Raw genomic sequence first — 21,303 nt, 5'->3', positions numbered from 1 at the left:
TCAGGGAGATATAACGAATAGGGAAGGACAAAAACCACAATGTCGTGAAGCAGCGGAGTGTAGCAGGTTTTGTGACGTGGCGCATAAAATATCCCGCGGCGCTGCGTTGACGAAAGATTTCCCGCCGTGTGGTCACTGGACAAAATGGGCAACCGGGCATAATGTTAATCAATCGATTGATTAATTTTTAAAACCGCCATGAATACGACCCCAACGACATCGAAAGGTGAACAGGCCAAAAATCAGCTTATTGCCGCCGCGCTGGCGCAGTTTGGCGAATATGGTCTGCATGCCACCACGCGGGACATCGCGGCGCAGGCCGGGCAAAACATTGCGGCCATTACCTACTATTTTGGCTCAAAAGAGGATTTGTACCTCGCCTGTGCCCAGTGGATCGCCGACTTTATCGGTAACCATTTTCGGCCACACGTTGAAGAGGCCAGCGGGCTATTGAGCCAGCCGTCGCCGGATCGCGCCGCCATCAGGCAGCTGATTATCAGCGCCTGCGACAATATGATTCGCCTGCTGACCCACGACGAGACGCTGAGCCTGAGTAAGTTCATCTCCCGTGAGCAGCTCTCCCCTACGGCGGCTTACCAGCGAGTGCACGATCAGGTGATTGCCCCTATGCATACGCACCTGACCCGGCTGATCGCGGCCTATACCGGACGAGACGCCGACGATACCGAGACTATTTTGCATACCCACGCCCTGCTGGGTGAAATTCTCGCCTTCCGTCTTGGGCGCGAAACGATCCTGTTACGCACCGGCTGGACACAATTTGATGAGGATAAAGCCGCGCAGATTAGCCAGGTCATCACCTGTCATCTCGATCTGATCCTGCAAGGCTTAACGCAAAGGAGCCTGAAGTCATGAAAAAACCTGTCGCCATCATTCTGGTGGTCGTTGTTCTGCTTGCCGCAGGTATCGGCGGCTGGCTGTGGTATCAAAGTCACCAGGACAGAGGCCTGACGCTGTACGGTAACGTCGATATTCGCACCGTGAATATGAGTTTCCGCGTCGGGGGGCGCCTGGCCTCCCTCACCGTTGATGAAGGCGATACCATCAAAACCGGTCAGATGCTGGGGATGCTCGACAAGGCCCCGTACGAGAACGCGCTGATGCAGGCGAAAGCAGGCGTTTCCGTGGCGCAGGCGCAATATGACCTGATGCTGGCCGGCTACCGTGACGAAGAGATTGCTCAGGCCGCCGCCGCGGTCAAACAGGCGCAGGCCGCCTATGACTACGCGCAAAACTTCTATGCCCGTCAGCAGGGGCTGTGGAAAAGCCGCACCATTTCTGCCAACGACCTGGAAAACGCCCGCTCCTCCCGCGACCAGGCCCAGGCGACGCTGAAATCCGCCCAGGATAAATTAAGCCAGTACCACACCGGTAACCGCCCGCAGGACATCGCGCAGGCAAAAGCCAGCCTGGAACAGGCGCAGGCGCAGCTGGCGCAGGCGGAACTGGATCTGCACGACACCACGCTCATTGCCCCGTCTGACGGCACGCTGATGACCCGCGCCGTGGAGCCGGGCAGCATGTTAAGCGCGGGGAGCACCGTCCTGACGCTTTCTCTGACGCGTCCGGTATGGGTGCGCGCCTACATTGATGAGCCTAACCTCGGCCAGATGCAGCCGGGCCGCGAGCTGCTGCTCTACACCGACGGTCGGCCGGATAAACCGTATCGTGGCAAAGTTGGCTTTGTGTCACCGACGGCTGAATTCACCCCCAAAACGGTTGAAACGCCGGATCTGCGTACCGACCTGGTTTATCGCCTGCGCATCATCGTGACCGATGCCGACGACGCGCTGCGTCAGGGCATGCCTGTCACCGTAAAAGTCAGCGACGGGGAACGACATGAATGACGCGGTTATTCAGCTCAACAATCTGGTCAAACGCTTCGCGGGAATGGAAAAACCTGCCGTCGCCCCGCTGAACTGTACCATTCAGAAAGGCTATGTGACCGGGCTGGTTGGCCCGGACGGCGCAGGCAAAACGACGCTGATGCGGATGCTGGCGGGTTTGTTAAAGCCCGATGAAGGAACCGCCAGCGTGCTCGGACTCGACCCGATTAAAGACGATGGCGCGCTCCATGCCATGCTGGGCTATATGCCGCAGAAGTTTGGTCTGTATGAAGACCTGACGGTGATGGAAAACCTCAATCTGTATGCTGACCTGCGCAGCGTCACTGGCGAAACCCGTCAGAAGACCTTTGCCCGTTTGCTGGAATTTACCTCACTTGGCCCCTTCACCGACCGGCTGGCGGGCAAGCTCTCCGGCGGGATGAAACAGAAGCTGGGGCTGGCCTGTACGCTGGTGGGCGAGCCGAAGGTTCTCTTGCTCGATGAACCCGGCGTGGGCGTCGACCCGATTTCGCGCCGCGAGCTGTGGCAGATGGTGCATGAGTTAGCCGGCGATGGGATGCTGATCCTCTGGAGCACCTCGTACCTTGATGAAGCGGAACAGTGCCGTGACGTTCTGCTGATGAACGAAGGTGAGCTGCTTTATCAGGGAGAGCCGACCACGCTGACGCAGAGCATGGCTGGTCGCAGCTTCCTGTTGCACAGCGCCCAGGCCTCCAACCGTCAGCTGCTGCAGCGGGTGCTAAAGCTACCTCAGGTCAGCGATGGAATGATTCAGGGCCGTTCGGTGCGCGTGATCCTCACGAAAGAGGCGACCGCGGACGATATACGCCGTGCTCCGGGAATGCCTGAAATTGAGATAGATGAGACCGCGCCACGCTTTGAAGATGCGTTTATCGATCTGCTCGGCGGCGCAGGGACATCAGAATCCCCCCTCGCCGCGATCCTGCACACGGTTGAAGGCACGCCGGGTGAAACGGTGATTGAAGCCAAATCCCTCACCAAAAAGTTTGGGGATTTCGCCGCCACCGATAACGTCAATTTCGCGGTGAAACGCGGTGAGATTTTTGGCCTGCTCGGGCCAAACGGCGCCGGGAAATCGACCACTTTTAAGATGATGTGCGGCCTGCTGGTACCGACCTCGGGGAAAGCGCTGGTGCTCGACATGGACCTGAAGGTCAGCTCCGGCAAGGCGCGTCAGCATCTGGGCTATATGGCGCAAAAATTCTCGCTGTATGGCAACCTGACGGTCGAGCAGAACCTGCGCTTTTTCTCCGGCGTGTACGGCCTGCGGGGCCGCGCGCAGAACGAGAAAATCCACCGCATGAGCGAGGCCTTTGGCCTGACGGGCATTGCTTCCCATGCCACCGACGAACTGCCGCTCGGTTTCAAGCAGCGGCTGGCGCTGGCCTGCTCATTAATGCATGAGCCCGATATCCTGTTTCTCGATGAGCCGACCTCCGGCGTTGACCCCCTCACCCGCCGCGAGTTCTGGCTGCATATTAACAGCATGGTGGAGAAAGGGGTCACGGTCATGGTAACCACCCACTTTATGGATGAGGCGGAATACTGCGACCGCATCGGGCTGGTGTATCGCGGCAAGCTGATTGCCCACGGTACGCCGGACGACCTGAAAGAACAGGCCGCCGATGACGAGGTGCCGGACCCGACCATGGAACAGGCGTTTATTACCCTCATCCACGACTGGGATAAGGAGAATGCCCATGCGCAATAACGCCATTTCGTGGCGCAGGGTGCGTGCGTTGTGTATCAAAGAGACGCGCCAGATCGTGCGTGACCCCAGCAGCTGGCTGATCGCTGTGGTGATCCCCCTGCTGCTGCTCTTTATCTTTGGCTACGGGATCAACCTTGACTCCAGCAAACTGCGGGTCGGGATTTTGCTGGAGCAGCAGAGCGAAGAGGCGCTTGATTTCACCCACACCATGACCGGCTCCCCTTACATTGACGCCACCATCAGCGACAACCGGCAGGCGCTAATCCAGATGATGCAGGCCGGGAAGATACGCGGGCTGGTGGTGATCCCGGTGGATTTTGCCGCCAATATGGCGCGCACCGATGCCAGTGCGCCGGTGCAGGTGATCACCGACGGCAGCGAGCCAAACACCGCGAACTTTGTACAAGGCTATGTGGAGGGTATCTGGCAGCTGTGGCAAATGCAGCGCGCCGAAGATCGCGGGGAAACCTTCGAACCGCTGATCGACGTGCAGACGCGCTACTGGTTTAACCCTGCGGCCATTAGCCAGCATTTTATTATCCCGGGTGCGGTGACCATCATCATGACGGTTATTGGCGCCATTTTGACCTCGCTGGTGATTGCCCGCGAGTGGGAACGCGGCACCATGGAGGCGCTGCTGTCTACCGAGGTCACACGGGTTGAACTGCTGCTCTGTAAGCTTATCCCCTACTACTTCCTCGGCATGCTGGCGATGCTGCTCTGCATGCTGGTCTCGGTGTTTATCCTCGGCGTGCCGTACCGCGGATCGCTGGTGGTGCTGTTCTTTATCACCAGTCTGTTTTTACTGAGCACCCTCGGGATGGGGCTGCTTATCTCCACCATCACCCGTAATCAGTTCAACGCCGCGCAGGTGGCCCTGAACGCCGCCTTTTTACCGTCGATTATGCTGTCCGGGTTTATTTTCCAGATAGACAGCATGCCCGCCGTGATCCGTGCCGTGACCTACATTATTCCGGCGCGCTACTTCGTGAGTACGCTGCAAAGCCTGTTCCTGGCGGGGAATATTCCGGTGGTGTTGATCATCAACACGCTGTTTTTGCTGGCATCGGCGACGATGTTTATTGGGCTGACGTGGATAAAGACCAAACGGCGTCTGGATTAAGGAGCGAACATGTTTCACCGTTTATGGACATTGATACGCAAAGAGCTGCAGTCGCTGCTGCGCGAGCCGCAGACGCGCGCCATTCTGGTATTACCGGTGTTGCTTCAGGTGTTGCTCTTCCCGTTTGCCGCCACGCTGGAGGTGACTAACGCCACCATTGCTATCTACAACGAAGATAATGGCAAACATTCCGTCGAATTGACGCAGCGTTTCGCCCGGGCGAAGGCTTTTACCCACATCCTGCTGCTGAAAAGCCCGCAGGAGATCCAGCCCACCATCGATACGCAAAAAGCGTTATTGCTGGTGCGTTTTCCGGCCGATTTTTCCCGCAACCTGGATACCTTCCAGACGGCACCAATGCAGTTAATCCTCGACGGGCGCAACTCCAACAGCGCCCAGATTGCAGCCAACTATCTTCAGCAGGTGGTGAAAGATTACCAACAGGAGTTGATGGACGGGAAACCGAAACCTAACAACAGCGAGCTGGTGGTGCGCAACTGGTATAACCCGAATCTGGATTACAAATGGTTCGTGGTGCCATCGCTGATTGCCATGATCACCACTATCGGAGTGATGATCGTAACGTCGCTCTCCGTCGCCCGTGAGCGCGAACAGGGGACGCTCGATCAGCTGCTGGTTTCCCCGCTCGCAACATGGCAAATTTTCGTCGGCAAAGCGGTTCCGGCGCTGATTGTCGCGACCTTCCAGGCCACCATCGTGCTGGGCGTGGGAATATGGGCCTACCAGATCCCGTTCGCCGGTTCGCTGGCGCTGTTCTACTTCACCATGGTGATTTACGGGCTGTCGCTGGTCGGGTTTGGACTGCTGATTTCCGCGCTCTGCTCTACCCAGCAGCAGGCATTTATTGGCGTGTTCGTCTTTATGATGCCGGCGATTTTGCTTTCGGGCTACGTCTCGCCCGTCGAGAACATGCCGGTATGGTTACAGGATTTGACGTGGATAAACCCGATTCGGCACTTCACGGATATCACCAAGCAGATCTATCTGAAGGATGCGAGTCTGGACATTGTCTGGGGAAGTTTGTGGCCGCTACTGATTATAGCGGCCACGACGGGCTCAGTGGCGTACGTGATGTTTAGACGAAACATCGCGTAGCTTTTTCTCTTTGGTCAGTAACGAGACCACGGCAGGCCCTGCGAGGATTGCCAGACCGGCCAGGGCCAGCAGCAGGTTGTTTTGCAGCACACGCGACAGCAACCAAAGCACAATCATCGCCGCACCAAAGTACCAGGTGGTGGTGAGCTCTTCGAGCACATCACCCACCTCACGCCAGCGTGCTTCGTGGTGGCGCTGTAAAAACAGCATCGACAGTACGGTGACGCCATAGAGGACGCATAGCCCTAAGCCGACCCGCACCAGCGTGCCGCTCATCCAGCCCATCACCAGTACGGCCACGACCAGTAAATGCAACATTATCTGCCAGCAACTCAGGCCAGTTGCGACACGAACGCGTTGTTGCCACTTCATGGCTTCTCTCCTGAAGGATTTTTCTCTGCTTAATCAGACTACCGCACTTTACGGAAAATTCCGTAACACCGCATCTTTTTGTGACGCCTACTACACTTTATTTTCATCGGGATAGTCACCCTGGAAGGAACGTATGACCAAAAAAATGCAGCATTTCTCGCTTAAAGTGCTGACGATAAACATTCATAAAGGCTTCACAGCATTTAACCGCCGCTTCATTTTACCGGAGCTGCGCGACGCGGTACGCACCGTCAGCGCGGACATTGTCTGCCTTCAGGAAGTCATGGGCGCGCACGAAGTGCATCCGCTTCACTTTGAAAACTGGCCGGACACCCCGCACTACGAATTCCTGGCCGACACCATGTGGAGTGATTACGCCTACGGGCGCAACGCGGTGTACCCGGAAGGGCATCACGGTAATGCGGTGCTGTCACGTTTTCCCATCGAACATTACGAAAACCGCGACGTCTCTGTGGGTGAAAGTGAAAAACGCGGGCTGCTTTACTGCCGTATCGCCCCGCCGGATCTGGCGTTCCCGGTGCACGTGGGCTGTGTTCATCTGGGCCTGCGCGAAGCCCATCGCCAGGCTCAGCTAAAAATGCTGGCCGAATGGACCAATGCCCTGCCCGAAGGTGAACCCGTGGTCGTGGCCGGTGATTTCAACGACTGGCGGCAGCGGGCTAACCATCCGTTGAAGGTTGATGCCGGACTTGAGGAGATTTTCACCCGTGCAAACGGCAGGCCTGCACGCACCTTTCCGGTACGGTTCCCGTTTTTGCGACTCGACAGAATCTACGTGAAAAACGCCCATGCCAGCAGCCCGACCGCACTGGCGTTACTTAACTGGCGACATCTTTCCGACCATGCGCCGCTCAGCGCGGAGATCCACTTATGAAATGTTCATGGCAGGAAGGCAACCGGATCACGCTGCTGGTCAACGGGGATGAATATTACCCCGCGGTGTTTGACGCGATTGACCACGCAAAGCAGAAAGTGATCCTTGAAACGTTTATCTGGTTCGAAGACGACGTCGGTAAGCAGTTGCACAGCGTGCTGCTGCGTGCTGCCCTGCGTGGCGTCAAAATCGAAGTGCTGCTGGATGGCTATGGCTCACCGGACCTCAGTGATGCGTTCGTCAATGAGCTCACTTCAGCAGGCGTCGTGTTCCGTTATTACGATCCTGGCCCTCGCCTTTTCGGCATGCGTACCAATCTTTTCCGCCGGATGCACCGCAAAATTGTGGTGGTGGATGAGACGGTAGCGTTTGTTGGCGGCATTAACTACTCCGCTGAACATATGTCCGATTACGGCCCGGAAGCCAAGCAGGATTACGCGATTCGCATTGAAGGACCGGTGGTGCAGGATATCCTGCTCTTTGAGCTGGAAAACCTGCCCGGTAAAGAGGCTGCCCGGCGCTGGTGGCAGCGCCGCCATCATCGCCCGGAAGAGAACCGTCACCCCGGTGAAGCGCAGGCGCTGTTTGTCTGGCGGGATAACGGTGAGCACCGGGACGACATTGAGCGGCATTACCTGAAGATGCTGGCGAATGCGAAGCGCGAAGTGATTATCGCCAACGCCTACTTTTTCCCGGGCTATCGCCTGCTGCATGCCATGCGCAATGCGGCCCGACGCGGCGTGCGCGTGAAGCTCATCGTTCAGGGCGAGCCGGACATGCAGATTGTCAAAATCGGTGCCCGGTTGCTGTACAACTATCTGGTGAAAGGTGGCGTACAAATTTACGAATATCGCCGCCGGCCGCTGCACGGCAAAGTAGCCCTGATGGACGATCACTGGGCCACCGTGGGCTCCAGCAATCTCGATCCGCTCAGTTTGTCACTGAATCTTGAAGCTAACCTGATCATCCACGATCGCCAGTTCAACCAGACTCTCAGGGATAACCTGCAGGCGTTGATCGTGAACGACTGCGTGCGCGTGGACGAATCCATGGTGCCCAAACGCACCTGGTGGAATCTGGGCATTAGCGTGGTGGTGTTCCACTTTCTGCGTCATTTCCCGGCGATGGTGGGCTGGCTGCCGGCGCACACGCCAAAACTTGCGCTGGTGGATCCGCCTGTCCAGCCCGAAATGGAAACCCAGGACCGCGTTGAAGCGGAAGATGGAGGGAAAACCTGATGTCGAAATCACATCCACGCTGGCGGCTGGCTAAAAAGATCCTCACCTGGCTGTTTTTCATCGCCGTCGCGGTTCTGCTGGTGGTTTACGCCCAGAAAGTTGACTGGGAAGAGGTGTGGAAAGTTATCCGCAACTACAACCGGCTGGTGCTGCTGGGCGCGGTGGGGCTGGTGATTGTAAGCTACCTCATGTACGGCTGCTATGACCTGCTGGGCCGCGCCTACTGCGGCCATAAGCTCGCGAAGCGCCAGGTCATGCTGGTGTCGTTTATCTGCTACGCCTTTAACCTGACATTGAGTACCTGGGTGGGCGGGATCGGCATGCGCTATCGCCTTTACTCGCGCCTCGGCCTGCCGGGCGGGACCATTACGCGCATTTTTTCCCTCAGCATCACCACCAACTGGCTGGGTTACATTCTGCTCGGCGGGGTGATTTTCACCATCGGCGTGGTGCAATTGCCTGCGCACTGGTACATCGATGAAACCACGCTGCGGATTTTAGGCTTTGCATTACTGCTCATCATTGCGCTCTATCTTTGGGCCTGCGCCTTTGCCAAACGCCGACACATGACCATCAAGGGACAAAAACTGGTACTGCCTTCGTGGAAATTCGCGGTCCTGCAGATGGCCGTGTCCAGCGCCAACTGGATGGCGATGGGGGCGATTATCTGGATGCTCATTGGTGAAGATGTGAATTACTTCTTTGTGCTGGGTGTGCTGCTGGTCAGCAGCATTGCCGGTGTGATCGTGCATATTCCGGCGGGGATTGGGGTTCTGGAGGCGGTATTTATCGCCCTGCTCGCCGGAGAGCATGTTTCACAGGGTACGATTATTGCCGCCCTGCTGGCCTACCGTATGCTCTATTACTTCCTGCCGCTGGCGCTGGCAACGGTGTGTTATCTGGTGCTGGAGAGTCGGGCGAAGAAACTGCGGGCGAAGAATGAGAAAGCGTTAGCGAAGTGAGGTCTGGCGAGGGAACTTACCCGGCCTGCGCAACGCAGGTCGGGTAAGGGAAATACCCTTAACGACGGTTGCCTAAAATACGCAGCAACATCAGGAACAGGTTGATGAAGTCCAGATACAGCGTCAGGGCGCCCAGAATCGCGTATTTGCGCAGGTTTGAGCTGTCGCGTACGTCAATCTGTTCGCCAATATTTTTCAGCTTCTGAGTGTCGTAGGCCGTCAAACCGACGAAGATCACCACCCCGATATAGGTCACCGCCCACATCAGCGCTTCACTCTTCAGCCACAGGTTTACCAGCGACGCCAGCACAATCCCAATCAGCCCCATAAACAGCATGCTGCCGAAACCGCTCAGGTCACGCTTCGTGGTGTAGCCGTAGAGGCTCATCGCACCAAACATCCCGCCAGCGACCACAAACGTGCTGGCGATGGAGGAATAGGTATACACGATGAAGATGCTGGAGAGCGTCAGCCCCGTCAGTGCCGAATAGAGCATAAACAGCGTGGTCGCCATTCCGGCGCTCAGCTTCTGCACCAGGCCGGAGAGAACAAAGACCAGCGCCAGTTGCGCGATGATCAGCCCAAAGAAGGTGATTTTGCTTGAGAAGATAAACATCATCAGCTCAGGCGTGTTGGCTGCATACCATGCGATAAAAGCGGTCAGCAGTAAACCGACCGTCATCCAGCCATAAACCTGAGCCATATACGTCTGCAGCCCGGTACGGGTCTGCTGTACTATTGAATCGGAACGCGGAAATCGGTCCATGATTCACTCCTGATTAAGTAGACACACACGTTAAGACTAACACATCCACGCAAACCGACTACCAACGACTGGCGGCTTCTTTGTCGCTGTCACGCGACTCAACCCACCTGTCGCCTTCCGGCGTCGCTTCACGTTTCCAGAATGGCGCTTTGGTTTTGAGGTAATCCATAATGAACTCCCCTGCGGCAAACGCGCTACTACGATGGGCACTGGTCACGCCGACAAAAACGATTTCCTCGCCAGGCCACATTTCACCAATACGGTGGATAACCGTCACTCGCCCGAGCGGCCAGCGGCCACGCGCCTGTTCAACGATCTCCGCGAGGGATTTCTCCGTCATGCCCGGGTAGTGTTCCAGCGTCAGCGCCTTTACGCTGTCGCCGAGATTATGGTTACGCACTTTACCGGTGAAGGTGACAACCGCACCGTCTTCGTCACGCTCTGCCAGCCAGTCATATTCTGTACCAACGCTGAAACGATCATGACCTACCAGAATTCGGGTTTCAGCCATCTTAGCCCCCTGTCACCGGCGGGAAGAAGGCCACTTCATCCCCGGCCGTCAGCGGATGGGTCAGCTCCACCAGCGTCTGGTTAACCGCGGCCAGCAGCTTGCCTTCATCCAGCGCCAGCGCCCAGCGGTCGCTTTGCGCGGCAAGATGCGCACGCAGGTCGGCAACGGTGTCAAACGGGGCATCAAGCGTCAGGCTGTCGGTGCCCACCAGCTCGCGGACCTGAGCAAAAAAGAGCACCTTAATCATGGCTGTCCACCTTAAAATCACCGGATTTGCCACCGCTTTTCGCCAGCAAACGAACCGGGCCAATCACCATATCTTTCTGCACCGCTTTGCACATGTCATAGATAGTTAACGCGGCGACAGAGGCCGCCGTCAAGGCTTCCATCTCAACCCCGGTTTTCCCCGTTAAGCGGCAGAGCGACTCGATGCGCACGCGGTTGTGCTCCGGCTGCGCCTGCAGGTTAACTTCCACCTTGCTCAGCATCAGCGGGTGGCAGAGCGGAATTAAGTCCCAGGTGCGTTTCGCAGCCTGGATCCCGGCGATGCGGGCGGTGGCAAAGACGTCGCCTTTGTGATGGCTGCCGTCAATAATCATCGCCAGGGTCTCTGGCAACATGGTCACGAAGGCTTCAGCACGCGCTTCACGCACCGTTTCGGCTTTGGCGGAGACATCCACCATATGTGCTTCGCCAGCGGCGTTAATGTGGGTCAGTTGCGACATAACTTATTTCTTTAAATGGGGATGGAAATTACACGGACGAGTACGGGCATCCAGCTGCGGCGCAATAATATTTTCCCACGCGGTGCGACACGCTTTTGTCGAGCCGGGCATGGCAAAAATCAACGTGCCGTTCGCCACACCGGCCACCGCACGCGACTGCAGCGTGGAGGTGCCAATCTCTTCAAACGAGAGCATGCGGAACACTTCACCAAAGCCTTCCACTTCCCGGTCAAACAGCGGGACGAGCGCCTCGGGAGCCTGGTCGCCTGTGGTAAAACCGGTGCCACCGGTGATCAGCACCACCTGCACCTCATCGCTGGCAATCCACTGAGAGACCCGGGCACGAATGGCATAACGGTTCTCTTTCACGATCGCCTTATCAACAATACTGTGCCCGGCATCATGTGCCGCATCGCGCAGCCAGTGGCCGGAGGTGTCATCCTCTTCACCGCGGCGGTCGGAAACGGTAAGAATAGCAATGCGTGTCGGGATAAATTCCGCGCTAACCTGACTCATCTTCTGGTTCCTTCTTAAGCCTGATTACCCGCCAATGTAGGACAGGTTCTGAGTAATGCCGGTGTTGCCCTGATGCAGGAAGTGGGTCTGTTTTTTGTGCGTCAGAGCTTCAGAAATCCGCGCTTCAAGCGCGGCCTGTTGGGCGTCGTCCGCCAGCAGATCGCGAAGGTCGACACCGCCATCCCCGAACAGGCACAGATGCAGCTTACCAACGGAGGAGACGCGAAGACGGTTACAGCTGGCACAGAAGTCTTTCTCATACGGCATGATAAGCCCGATTTCCCCTTCGTAATCCGGGTGACAAAAGACCTGCGCCGGGCCGTCGCTGCGCTGACGGATCTGGTGGATCCAGCCGCGTTTCAGCAGCTCATCACGCAACACCATCCCGGAGATGTGATGCCGACGGAACAGCTCACTGCCCTCGCCGGTTTCCATCAGCTCGATAAAACGCAACTGGATGGGGCGGGATTTGATCCACGCCAGGAAGGTATCAAGCTGGTGATGGTTGACGTCACGCATCAGCACCGTATTGACTTTGACCTTCTGGAACCCGGCACTGAACGCCGCGTCAATTCCATCCATCACCTGGCGGAATTTATCCTGGCCGGTAATGGCATGAAACTGGCGGGCATCAAGGCTGTCCACGCTGACGTTGATGGCGGTTAAGCCCGCGTCGCGCCAGGCCGCAACGTCGCGAGCCATACGGTACCCGTTGGTGGTGACCGCAATCTGACGGATACGATCGTTCTCACGCACCGCAGCAATGATATCGGGGAAATCACGACGCAGAGAGGGTTCCCCTCCGGTCAGGCGGACCTTTTCCGTGCCGAGCTCAGAGAATGCGCGCGTGACGCGGCGCACTTCGTCCACGGAGAGAAAGCCGTTATTGGTGACGCTGCCCGGTTTGTAGCCATCGGGCAGACAGTAGGTGCAACGGAAGTTGCACACATCGGTAATCGACAGACGTAAGTAAAAAAACTTACGCGCGAATGCATCAGTAAGTTGTGAAGCCATGTACACCTTTCCAGAGACGGGAGGCACAGTCATTTCTTTCTGTACCCTGGTGGCATATTCGCCACGGCCAGGACGCCATATCTTTCGACACAGGCGCCAGGGCTCGAGTGTATGTTTTCAAATTTGAAAACGTGGTTATGGCGATAGTAGCGCGGAAATCTTCCCTTCGCCATTATCACTTAACGCTATATAACCATATACATAACGACATAATCGTGTATTTTCGCTACAGAATACCTAAAAACAGCATATTCACATTGATATACGTCATTTTGCACCGGGTGAGGCATCGTCTTTTAGGGGTAGTTAGGGTAGTGTTACGCAGATCGAACGTGATAAGGAATGTGTATGCGCAATCGCACTTTTGCGGATCTTGACCGTGTTGTCGCTCTTGGCGGAGGCCATGGTCTGGGGCGAGTGATGTCTTCTCTGTCTTCACTTGGCTCAAGGCTGACAGGGATAGTGACAACCACGGATAATGGCGGCTCCACCGGGCGTATTCGACGCGCGGAAGGGGGTATCGCCTGGGGCGATATGCGTAATTGTCTGAACCAGTTAATTACCGAGCCGAGCGTCGCTTCGGCGATGTTTGAGTACCGTTTTGGCGGTAACGGCGAACTTTCCGGGCATAACCTTGGAAATTTGATGCTTAAAGCGTTGGATCACCTGTCAGTGCGCCCGCTGGAAGCCATCAATTTGATCCGAAACCTGCTCAAGGTTGACGCGTTCCTGATCCCAATGTCCGAACAACCGGTCGATTTAATGGCAATCGATGCGGAAGGGCACGAGGTTTATGGCGAAGTGAACATCGACCAGCTTACCGTGCCGCCAAAAGAGCTGATGACCTACCCAAGCGTGCCCGCCACGCGTGAAGCCATTGAGGCCATCGGCGAAGCGGATTTGATTTTGATTGGGCCGGGCAGTTTTTACACCAGCCTGATGCCCATTTTACTGGTCAAAGAGCTGGCACAGGCCCTGCGCAGAACGCCCGCCCCCATGGTTTACATCGGCAATTTAGGCCGTGAGCTGAGCCCGGCGGCGGCCAGCCTGTCGCTGGCGGACAAACTGAATCTGATGGAGCAGTACGTCGGGAAGAAAATCATCGATGGCGTAGTGGTCGGCCCGAAAGTTGATGTATCAGGGATTGGCGATCGCGTGGTGGTGCAGGAGCCGCTGGAAGCAAGCGATATCAAATATCGCCACGACCGTCACCTGCTGCGTGAAGCGCTGGAGAAAGCGATTCAGGACCTGGGATAGAGATTATGCCTTCACCCGACCACTCTCCCACGGGAGAGAGCAACCACTAAAAAAATGACAGCCTGCGGCTGTCATTTTGCTTTTACCTAGGAGGCGGCGATAAACAGATCGCGCAGCTGATGCAGCTGGTCGCGGATTTGCGCGGCCTCTTCGAATTCGAGGTTCTGCGCATGCCGCATCATCTGTCCTTCCAGTTCGTGGATTTTCTGCTGCAGCGCTTTTGGCGTCAGCTCGACGGTATCCGGCTCAACCACTGAACGCGCTTTCCCGCGCCCTTTCGCTTTGGTCTTCGCAATGTTCTGACCCAGCGCCAGAATATCCACCACTTTCTTGTTCAGGCCCTGCGGCGTAATGCCGTGCTCTTCGTTGTAACGCTGCTGTTTCTCACGACGACGCTCCGTTTCGCCAATTGCTTTCGCCATTGACGGGGTAATTTTATCGCCGTAAAGGATCGCTTTACCGTTAACGTTACGCGCGGCACGGCCAATGGTCTGGATCAGAGAGCGTTCAGAACGCAGGAAACCCTCTTTGTCGGCATCCAGAATCGCCACCAGCGAGACTTCTGGCATATCCAGGCCTTCTCGCAGCAGGTTGATACCCACCAGCACGTCAAACTCGCCCAGACGCAGGTCGCGGATGATCTCCATACGCTCGACGGTATCGATATCCGAGTGCAGATAACGCACCCGCTCACCGTGCTCCTCAAGATACTCGGTGAGATCTTCCGCCATACGCTTGGTCAACGTCGTTACCAGCACGCGCTCATTGATGGCCGCGCGGATACGGATTTCTGACAGCAGATCGTCAACCTGAGTGGCGACTGGACGCACCTCGATAATCGGATCCAGCAGCCCGGTCGGACGCACCACCTGGTCAACCACCTCATCGCCCGATTTTTCGAGCTCGTAGTTGCCCGGCGTAGCCGAGACGTAGATGGTTTGCGGTGCCAGCGCCTCAAATTCTTCAAACTTCATGGGACGGTTATCCAGCGCCGATGGCAGACGGAAACCATACTCCACCAGCGTCTCTTTACGCGCCCGGTCACCGCGATACATCCCGCCAATTTGCGGGATAGTCACGTGAGATTCGTCGATCACCAGCAGACCGTCTGCCGGCAGATAATCAAACAGCGTCGGCGGTGGCTCGCCCGGACCACGCCCGGAGAGGAAACGTGAGTAGTTTTCGATACCGGAGCAGTAGCCCAGCTCGTTCATCATCTCCAGGTCAAACTGGGTGCGCTGGCTCAGGCGTTGCTCTTCCAGCAGCTTATTATTCGCCAGAAGCACCTTACGGCGGTCTGCCAGCTCAACTTTGATCTCTTCCATCGCCTGCACGATACGCTCGCGTGGCGTCACGTAGTGCGTTTTCGGGTAGATGGTATAGCGCTGAACGACCGACTCGACGTGGCCGGTCAGCGGGTCAAACAGCGACAGGCGTTCAACCTCTTCGTCAAACAGCTCAACGCGCAGGGCGATATCGTCCGACTCTGCCGGGAAGATATCAATCACCTCGCCGCGCACACGGAAGGTACCGCGCTGGAACGCCTGATCGTTACGGGTGTACTGCAGCTCTGTCAGACGGCGTAAAATAGCGCGCTGATCGATGATCATCCCCTGGGTCAGGTGCAGCATCATCTTGAGATAGAGATCCGGATCGCCCAGACCGTAGATAGCCGACACTGACGCCACCACCACCACATCGCGACGCTCAAGGAGCGCCTTCGTCGCCGACAGACGCATCTGCTCAATGTGTTCGTTCACCGAGGCATCTTTCTCAATGAAGGTGTCAGAGCTCGGGACATACGCTTCAGGCTGGTAGTAATCGTAGTAGGAGACAAAATATTCCACGGCGTTATCCGGGAAGAACTCTTTCATCTCACCGTAAAGCTGAGCGGCCAGGGTTTTGTTTGGGGCCAGCACCATCGTGGGGCGCTGCAGATCGGCGATAACGTTGGCAATGGTAAACGTTTTGCCCGAACCGGTTACCCCCAGCAGCGTCTGGTGCGCCAGCCCATCTTCCAGCCCCTCTTCGAGACGTCGGATCGCCTCAGGCTGATCGCCGGAAGGACGGAATGCAGAATTCAATTTGAACGGTTTACTCATGGGCGACAACCTGATGACGTTATAAGCGGCAGGTGAGTAATTTTACTCGTTGCTGCCAGGAATGCCAGTAAAAAACACTGGATGAAAAACCAGTAGCATGTCAGGATATTTAGAGTACCGGCAGGGTGATTAGCGCGATAGCGGTCAAAATTTGGACCGTGACAACATAAAACACCAGTCAGGACGGGTTATCCCCAGAACTTTTTCTTTTTTAACATTTGTCAAGCCAGGTAATGATAGTTTTATGGCAACAGGTGACACTTTCATTACGGCAATTGCTTTTATCTAACCAATTAAATATTAAGCGATATTTTCTAAAGCCGCGTTTCGCGCCAATTTGGTCGTAACCCGCGTCTTCTCTCGCTTATCGCGTGTTTTCTAACTCTAATGCACATGGTTATCCACAGGAATAGTGGATAACTGCTTCCAGCCCGTGCAGACCGCCGCTCAGCAAATTCCCGACTTTTCCCACGAAACGGCAGCAAAAATTTTTTATAGCTATTTTTTGCTGATAAACAGTTGTGTCATTCATAACCAACCAATGCGATCTTGCTCACATTTCCACCATTTTAACCCTGCACCACAACTCATCACGTCCGGCACTGCAGATGTGCAAAGGGGGGTAATCACACACCGCTTACCCAGGATAAATTCCTAAAAAAGCCTCTTTTTTAATCAATTAAGGGTTTCTGGCAGGAGTTTTGCACATCCCACAATGAGCCTCATCCACACAGATTTTTAAGGAGAGAAAGATGTTGAGTCTGCGTGCAGTTAACCAGTTTTACGGAAGCCAACATACGCTATGGAACGTGGATTTAGATTTTCCCAAAGGCATGTGTACAGGCGTTGTTGGCCTGCCGGGGATGGGCAAAACGACCCTGATGAATTGCATCGCCGGGAAAGTGCCTGTCGACAGTGGCACCATCATCTGGCACGAAGCCGGTGCACCGCCGCGAGATTTGCTTAGCCAGACGCCAGAACCCTTCGCTGGCCCGGGAATAGGCTATGTCCCGCAGGACAGGCGGATTTTCTCCCAGTTAACCATTGATGAAAATCTGCATATCGCCATGCGCGCGACAGGGAAACCAGACCCTGAAGCGAAAAGTGACGTTTACGACCTCTTTCCGGAACTCTATGCGCTGCGACAAACCCGGGCCAACACGCTTTCGCCAGACGACCAGTATCAGCTGGCGCTGGCCAATGCGTTGGTCATCCGTCCGCGGATGCTGATTCTGGATGAGCCGATGCATGGCGCGGGCCACAGTTTCGCCCAGAAGCTGAGCCAGCTGCTGGTGCGGTTAAACCGGGAACTGGGAATGACGGTGTTGTTAGCTGAGCAGCAGCTGTCGTTTATCCGCCGGGTCGCGGAGCGCTTTTGCATGCTGTATCGCGGGCGTAACGTGGCCCAGGGCCACGTTAACGAGCTGGACGACGAGCTTATCGCCCACTGGATGTCGCTGGAGGCAAGACGCTGAGATCGAGGTAATGCCCGGTTTCAGCGCACCCGGCCGTGTCAGCCAGCCACGGGATCTCCCCAAGAAACGGCGCAGGAAGCACCCGCTTCAGCGTTGCCAGATACTCCTGATGTCGCCTGCCCGGCGCAACCACGTCGTTGGCTATCCAGCCGGCCAGGCGCAGCCCGGCCTGCTGAACGGCCTGGGCGGTCAGCATCGCATGGTTGATACAGCCGAGTTTGACCCCTACCACCAGGATTACCGGCAGCTGCTCGATTTGCACCCAGTCAGCAAAGGTCTGGTCCGCCGAAAGTGGCGTAAACCAGCCACCGGCGCCCTCCACCAGCACCCAGTCAGCCTGGCGTTCAAGGGCGCGTAACCCGGCAGAAAGCACGGCAAAATCAATCGGGCGACCTTCATCGGCACTGATAATATGCGGCGAGGTGGGCTCGGCAAAGGTGTATGGATTCACCGCTGAATAGGCAAGTTCAAGCGTGCTGTTGCGCTGGAGCGCCAGCGCGTCGGTATTGCGTAACCCGTGCGCGGTCATCTCGCTGCCGGAGGCGACAGGCTTATATCCGGCGGTGATTTTTCCCTGCATGCGCGCCGCCTGCAGCAGCGCTGAGCTGGCAACCGTCTTGCCCACTTCGGTATCTGTTCCGGTGACAAAATAACGTTCAGTCACGTTCAATAATCCCATGAAAAAGTTGATATGAGAGCGGGAACTGCCCCCGCTGCTGCGGCCACGCCAGCTCCAGACGCTGTAACTGGCCGCGGGTGAGAGGTTTCTTTTCACGCCCCGCATGCAGATGGGTCGCGCCAATGCCCTTCAGGGAGCGCATGGCGCTGAAGGCATCGTCGAAATTCAGCGTAATGGTCTGCTCAGCACAGCGATAGCGCCATCCCGCCAGCGCTTGGATGACCTGCTCGTGCGGCAAAAAACGGTTAGCGTGAGGTTGTTCATCCACCGCTTTCCACGCCTGATTGAGCTCCGGTAAAGAGCTTTCCAGCAGCGTGGTGAAGGCCACGCATCCGCCCGGGCGTGCCACGCGATAAAGCTCGTTTAATGCCTGCGGGAGACTACTGCACCACTGTACCGCCAGATGGCTCCAGACCAGATCAAACCGCGCATCCGGCAGCGGAATGGACTCAATATCGGCAACCAGATAGTGGTGCGCGGCCTGCTGCTGACGGGCCTCCTCGAGCATATCGGGCGACAGATCGATAGCCGTCACCTCGCTGCCGGCCGCACGCCAGTGTCGGCTATTGGCACCCGGCCCACACCCGGCGTCCAGCACCTGAGAGAACCGGGTCTCGTTGAGTAAAGCAAGCAGCCCCTGTGCGCTCTGACGCTGGAGTTCATCGTGCTGCGAATAGCTGCGCGCGGCCCGGCCAAATGCCGCCGCGATCGCCTGTTTATTCACGGGTGTCATGCAGCGCCTCCAGAAGTGCCTCGATATCCTCTGCTTCGTGCGCCGCCGTGAGCGTCAGACGCAGCCGGGCAGTGCCTGGCGGTACGGTTGGTGGACGAATAGCCGTCACCCATATCCCCCGCTCGCGAAGCGTCTGCGCCAGCGTGAGAGCCAGACCGTTTTCCCCCACCATCACCGGCTGGATTGCGCTCTGCGAATCGGTGCTCTGGAACGGGAGATGGCGTAACCCCTGGCGAAAACGCCGAATATGTTCCGCCAGACGCGCCCGTCGTTCCGCACCTTCAGCGCTGCGGATCACCGCCAGTGATGCAGACAGCGCCACGGCCTGTGCGGGTGGCATACTGGTGCTGTAAATGAGATGACGGGCGAACTGCAGCAGATAGTCGGCGACAGACTCGCTGCACAACACGGCCGCCCCGCTCACGCCAAAACCTTTCCCGAAAGTCACCACCAGCAGTTCCGGCTTCACGTTTTGCTGATGGACGCTACCGCGCCCTTCCTCACCCATCACGCCAATACCATGGGCATCATCAACCAGCAGCCAGGCGTTTTGTCGCTGCGCCGTCTCATGCAGCGGACGCAGCGGTGCGCTGTCGCCGTCCATGCTGAACATCCCTTCTGTGACCACCAGCTGCTGTCCGGTGCAGGGCTTATCGAGCAGGCCAGCAAGCTGAGCCGCATCGTTATGGGCAAAGCGGCGGAGCTGCGCAGGGCTTAAACTTGCCGCTTCCAGCAGCGAGGCGTGACTTAAGCGGTCGGCAACAATGCGGTCGTCCTTGCCCATTAGCGCGGTGATGACCGCCTGGTTGGCGGCAAAACCTGAAATGAACAGCAACGCACGCGGATACCCCAGCCAGTCGGCAAGGGCCTCCTCCAGCGCCTGATGCGCCGTGGTGTAGCCGCTGACATGCCCCGAACCGCCGCTGCCGACGCCAAACCGCTCCGCCCCCTGTTGCCAGGCGCGGACGATCGCCGGGTGCTGGCTCAGCCCGAGATAATCATTGCTGGAGAAATTGCAAAACTGCCGGCCCTCGCGGGTGAGAAAACGGCCTGCGCCGTTTTCTACCACGTTGCGAACGCGAAAGGCATCTGCCGCCCGCCGTTCTTCAAGCGCGGAATGGATACGTGCCTGCCAGGTCATACGGTTGCCGCGTTGTAGAACTGGTCAGTATCGGCGTTGAAAATCTGCTGCTCCAGCTGCTGCTGTTGCTCGTTATCCCCCGTCAGGACGTCGGTCTGATGTGGGTTCAGCCCCAGCTTGCGGAACAACTGGACGTCTTTGTCCTCTTCCGGGTTCGGGGTGGTCAGCAGTTTGCAGCCGTAGAAGATGGAGTTGGCCCCGGCCATAAAGCACATCGCCTGCGTCTGCTCGCTCATCTGCTCACGACCCGCCGAGAGGCGCACGTAGGAGGTCGGCATCATGATACGCGCCACCGCAATGGTGCGGATAAAATCAAATGCATCCACGTCTTCGTTATCCGCCAGTGGCGTACCTTTAACTTTCACCAGCATGTTGATCGGCACGCTTTCCGGCGGCGTGGGCAGGTTCGCCAGCTGCAGCAGAAGACCCGCACGGTCTTTCACCGTTTCGCCCAGCCCCACAATCCCGCCTGAACAGACTTTGATGCCGGCGTCACGCACTTTATCCAGCGTATCGAGACGCTCCTGATAGGTCCGCGTGGTGATGATATTGCCGTAAAATTCAGGGGAGGTGTCGAGGTTGTGGTTGTAGTAATCCAGCCCTGCCGCGGAAAGGCGTTGCGCCTGCTCTTCGTTCAGCGTGCCAAGGGTCATGCAGGCTTCCAGCCCCATCTCTTTCACCCCTTTCACCATCTGCTCCAGATACGGCATGTCGCGATCGTGCGGGTTTTTCCATGCCGCGCCCATACAGAATCGGGTTGAGCCTGCATTTTTCGCCTTACGGGCAGAGTCGAGCACCTGCTCCACTTCCATCAGACGTTCAGATTCAAGCCCGGTTTTGTAGCGCGCACTCTGCGGGCAGTATTTGCAATCTTCTGGGCATGCGCCAGTCTTGATCGACAGCAGCGTACTGACCTGCACATGGCGTGGTTCGAAGTGCTGACGATGCACCTGTTGGGCTTCAAACATCAGCTCAAGGAAAGGTTTATTGAATAATTCAGTAACTTGCGACATCGTCCAGCGTGCGTGGTGAGCCATGGGGCTTCTCCAAAGGGTTTTGTTAATTTTCAGATCGGTTT

The 21,303-nt window shown here is 56.9% G+C and carries 22 protein-coding genes and 1 riboswitch; of the genes, 10 read left to right on the top strand and 12 right to left on the bottom strand.

What is annotated here, in order from left to right; translation table 11 throughout:
• The first annotated feature begins 198 nt into the window (after nucleotides 1-198).
• From cecR to HV340_RS06610, 5 genes are read left to right on the top strand one after another with little or no spacing between them, the layout of a single operon-like run.
• Complete coding sequence (gene cecR, locus HV340_RS06630; protein ID WP_014169235.1) at nucleotides 199-876, top strand: transcriptional regulator CecR; 678 nt, start codon at nucleotides 199-201, stop codon at nucleotides 874-876.
• Nucleotides 873-1,868, top strand: coding sequence for a secretion protein HlyD (hlyD, locus tag HV340_RS06625; RefSeq protein ID WP_059305588.1), 996 nt, complete (start codon nucleotides 873-875; stop codon nucleotides 1,866-1,868). The genes cecR and hlyD overlap by 4 nt, the downstream gene beginning before the upstream one ends.
• On the top strand, nucleotides 1,861-3,600 hold the full coding sequence (locus HV340_RS06620) for an ATP-binding cassette domain-containing protein (RefSeq protein ID WP_063925240.1): 1,740 nt from the start codon (nucleotides 1,861-1,863) through the stop codon (nucleotides 3,598-3,600). Before hlyD ends, HV340_RS06620 begins: the two co-directional genes overlap by 8 nt.
• A complete protein-coding gene (locus HV340_RS06615) occupies nucleotides 3,590-4,723 on the top strand; it encodes an ABC transporter permease (RefSeq protein WP_020884927.1) in 1,134 nt (377 codons plus the stop codon). The genes HV340_RS06620 and HV340_RS06615 overlap by 11 nt, the downstream gene beginning before the upstream one ends.
• A 9-nt stretch (nucleotides 4,724-4,732) precedes the next feature.
• Nucleotides 4,733-5,839: an ABC transporter permease gene (locus tag HV340_RS06610; RefSeq protein ID WP_014169231.1), complete on the top strand. Its 1,107-nt coding sequence runs from the start codon at nucleotides 4,733-4,735 to the stop codon at nucleotides 5,837-5,839.
• Here HV340_RS06610 and HV340_RS06605 read toward each other — a convergent pair.
• Complete coding sequence (locus tag HV340_RS06605; RefSeq protein ID WP_014169230.1) at nucleotides 5,801-6,211, bottom strand: YbhQ family protein; 411 nt, start codon at nucleotides 6,209-6,211, stop codon at nucleotides 5,801-5,803. The two genes, HV340_RS06610 and HV340_RS06605, sit on opposite strands and share 39 nt — an antisense overlap.
• A gap of 133 nt (nucleotides 6,212-6,344) precedes the next feature.
• On the opposite strand from HV340_RS06605, the gene HV340_RS06600 reads away from it, so the two are divergent.
• The 3 genes from HV340_RS06600 to HV340_RS06590 are packed head-to-tail and all read left to right on the top strand — an operon-like array spanning nucleotide 6,345 to nucleotide 9,306.
• Nucleotides 6,345-7,106 (top strand): endonuclease/exonuclease/phosphatase family protein, encoded by a 762-nt coding sequence (locus HV340_RS06600; protein ID WP_014169229.1) that lies wholly within the window; start codon nucleotides 6,345-6,347, stop codon nucleotides 7,104-7,106.
• Entirely contained in the window at nucleotides 7,103-8,344 is a 1,242-nt protein-coding gene (gene clsB / locus HV340_RS06595) for a cardiolipin synthase ClsB (protein WP_014169228.1), read from the top strand. Before HV340_RS06600 ends, clsB begins: the two co-directional genes overlap by 4 nt.
• Nucleotides 8,344-9,306 carry a YbhN family protein gene (locus HV340_RS06590; protein ID WP_014169227.1) on the top strand — a complete coding sequence of 321 codons (963 nt, stop codon included), beginning with the start codon at nucleotides 8,344-8,346 and terminating at the stop codon, nucleotides 9,304-9,306. The genes clsB and HV340_RS06590 overlap by 1 nt, the downstream gene beginning before the upstream one ends.
• A gap of 58 nt (nucleotides 9,307-9,364) precedes the next feature.
• Here the strand turns inward: HV340_RS06590 and HV340_RS06585 are convergent, their stop codons facing one another.
• The 6 genes from HV340_RS06585 to moaA form a co-directional block, all read right to left on the bottom strand.
• Nucleotides 9,365-10,072, bottom strand: a complete 708-nt coding sequence (locus HV340_RS06585) for a Bax inhibitor-1/YccA family protein (RefSeq protein WP_014169226.1) — start codon at nucleotides 10,070-10,072, stop codon at nucleotides 9,365-9,367.
• Nucleotides 10,073-10,130: 58 nt separating this feature from the next.
• Nucleotides 10,131-10,583 carry a molybdopterin synthase catalytic subunit MoaE gene (gene moaE, locus HV340_RS06580; protein ID WP_014169225.1) on the bottom strand — a complete coding sequence of 151 codons (453 nt, stop codon included), beginning with the start codon at nucleotides 10,581-10,583 and terminating at the stop codon, nucleotides 10,131-10,133.
• Nucleotide 10,584: 1 nt separating this feature from the next.
• Nucleotides 10,585-10,830: a molybdopterin synthase sulfur carrier subunit gene (gene moaD / locus HV340_RS06575; protein ID WP_020884929.1), complete on the bottom strand. Its 246-nt coding sequence runs from the start codon at nucleotides 10,828-10,830 to the stop codon at nucleotides 10,585-10,587.
• Nucleotides 10,823-11,308 (bottom strand): cyclic pyranopterin monophosphate synthase MoaC, encoded by a 486-nt coding sequence (moaC, locus tag HV340_RS06570; RefSeq protein ID WP_008501142.1) that lies wholly within the window; start codon nucleotides 11,306-11,308, stop codon nucleotides 10,823-10,825. Before moaC ends, moaD begins: the two co-directional genes overlap by 8 nt.
• A 3-nt stretch (nucleotides 11,309-11,311) precedes the next feature.
• On the bottom strand, nucleotides 11,312-11,824 hold the full coding sequence (gene moaB, locus HV340_RS06565) for a molybdenum cofactor biosynthesis protein B (RefSeq protein ID WP_020884931.1): 513 nt from the start codon (nucleotides 11,822-11,824) through the stop codon (nucleotides 11,312-11,314).
• Nucleotides 11,825-11,848: 24 nt separating this feature from the next.
• Nucleotides 11,849-12,838 (bottom strand): GTP 3',8-cyclase MoaA, encoded by a 990-nt coding sequence (gene moaA / locus HV340_RS06560; protein ID WP_063925241.1) that lies wholly within the window; start codon nucleotides 12,836-12,838, stop codon nucleotides 11,849-11,851.
• Nucleotides 12,826-12,960, bottom strand: a riboswitch (molybdenum cofactor riboswitch). (Overlaps the previous gene by 13 nt.)
• Nucleotides 12,961-13,186: 226 nt before the next feature.
• On the opposite strand from moaA, the gene yvcK reads away from it, so the two are divergent.
• Complete coding sequence (gene yvcK, locus HV340_RS06555; protein ID WP_020884933.1) at nucleotides 13,187-14,095, top strand: uridine diphosphate-N-acetylglucosamine-binding protein YvcK; 909 nt, start codon at nucleotides 13,187-13,189, stop codon at nucleotides 14,093-14,095.
• A gap of 86 nt (nucleotides 14,096-14,181) precedes the next feature.
• On the opposite strand, the gene uvrB is transcribed toward yvcK, so the two are convergent.
• Nucleotides 14,182-16,197: an excinuclease ABC subunit UvrB gene (gene uvrB, locus HV340_RS06550; RefSeq protein ID WP_063925242.1), complete on the bottom strand. Its 2,016-nt coding sequence runs from the start codon at nucleotides 16,195-16,197 to the stop codon at nucleotides 14,182-14,184.
• A gap of 752 nt (nucleotides 16,198-16,949) precedes the next feature.
• Between uvrB and HV340_RS06545 the strand changes: the two genes are divergently transcribed.
• A complete protein-coding gene (locus HV340_RS06545) occupies nucleotides 16,950-17,672 on the top strand; it encodes an ATP-binding cassette domain-containing protein (protein WP_014169219.1) in 723 nt (240 codons plus the stop codon).
• Here HV340_RS06545 and bioD read toward each other — a convergent pair.
• The 4 genes from bioD to bioB are packed head-to-tail and all read right to left on the bottom strand — an operon-like array spanning nucleotide 17,635 to nucleotide 21,262.
• Nucleotides 17,635-18,336, bottom strand: a complete 702-nt coding sequence (gene bioD, locus HV340_RS06540) for a dethiobiotin synthase (protein ID WP_063925243.1) — start codon at nucleotides 18,334-18,336, stop codon at nucleotides 17,635-17,637. The genes HV340_RS06545 and bioD overlap by 38 nt on opposite strands.
• Complete coding sequence (gene bioC / locus HV340_RS06535) at nucleotides 18,329-19,084, bottom strand: malonyl-ACP O-methyltransferase BioC (RefSeq protein WP_063925244.1); 756 nt, start codon at nucleotides 19,082-19,084, stop codon at nucleotides 18,329-18,331. Before bioC ends, bioD begins: the two co-directional genes overlap by 8 nt.
• Nucleotides 19,068-20,225 (bottom strand): 8-amino-7-oxononanoate synthase, encoded by a 1,158-nt coding sequence (gene bioF, locus HV340_RS06530; protein WP_181216382.1) that lies wholly within the window; start codon nucleotides 20,223-20,225, stop codon nucleotides 19,068-19,070. Before bioF ends, bioC begins: the two co-directional genes overlap by 17 nt.
• A complete protein-coding gene (bioB, locus tag HV340_RS06525) occupies nucleotides 20,222-21,262 on the bottom strand; it encodes a biotin synthase BioB (protein WP_181216381.1) in 1,041 nt (346 codons plus the stop codon). The genes bioF and bioB overlap by 4 nt, the downstream gene beginning before the upstream one ends.
• Between the last annotated feature and the right edge of the window lie 41 nt (nucleotides 21,263-21,303).

The organism is Enterobacter sp. RHBSTW-00975 (assembly GCF_013615235.1).
Classification (GTDB): Bacteria; Pseudomonadota; Gammaproteobacteria; order Enterobacterales; family Enterobacteriaceae; genus Enterobacter; species Enterobacter ludwigii.
The sequence above is the reverse complement of the archived record's forward strand: the minus strand, read 5'-3'. Positions and strand labels throughout refer to the sequence as shown.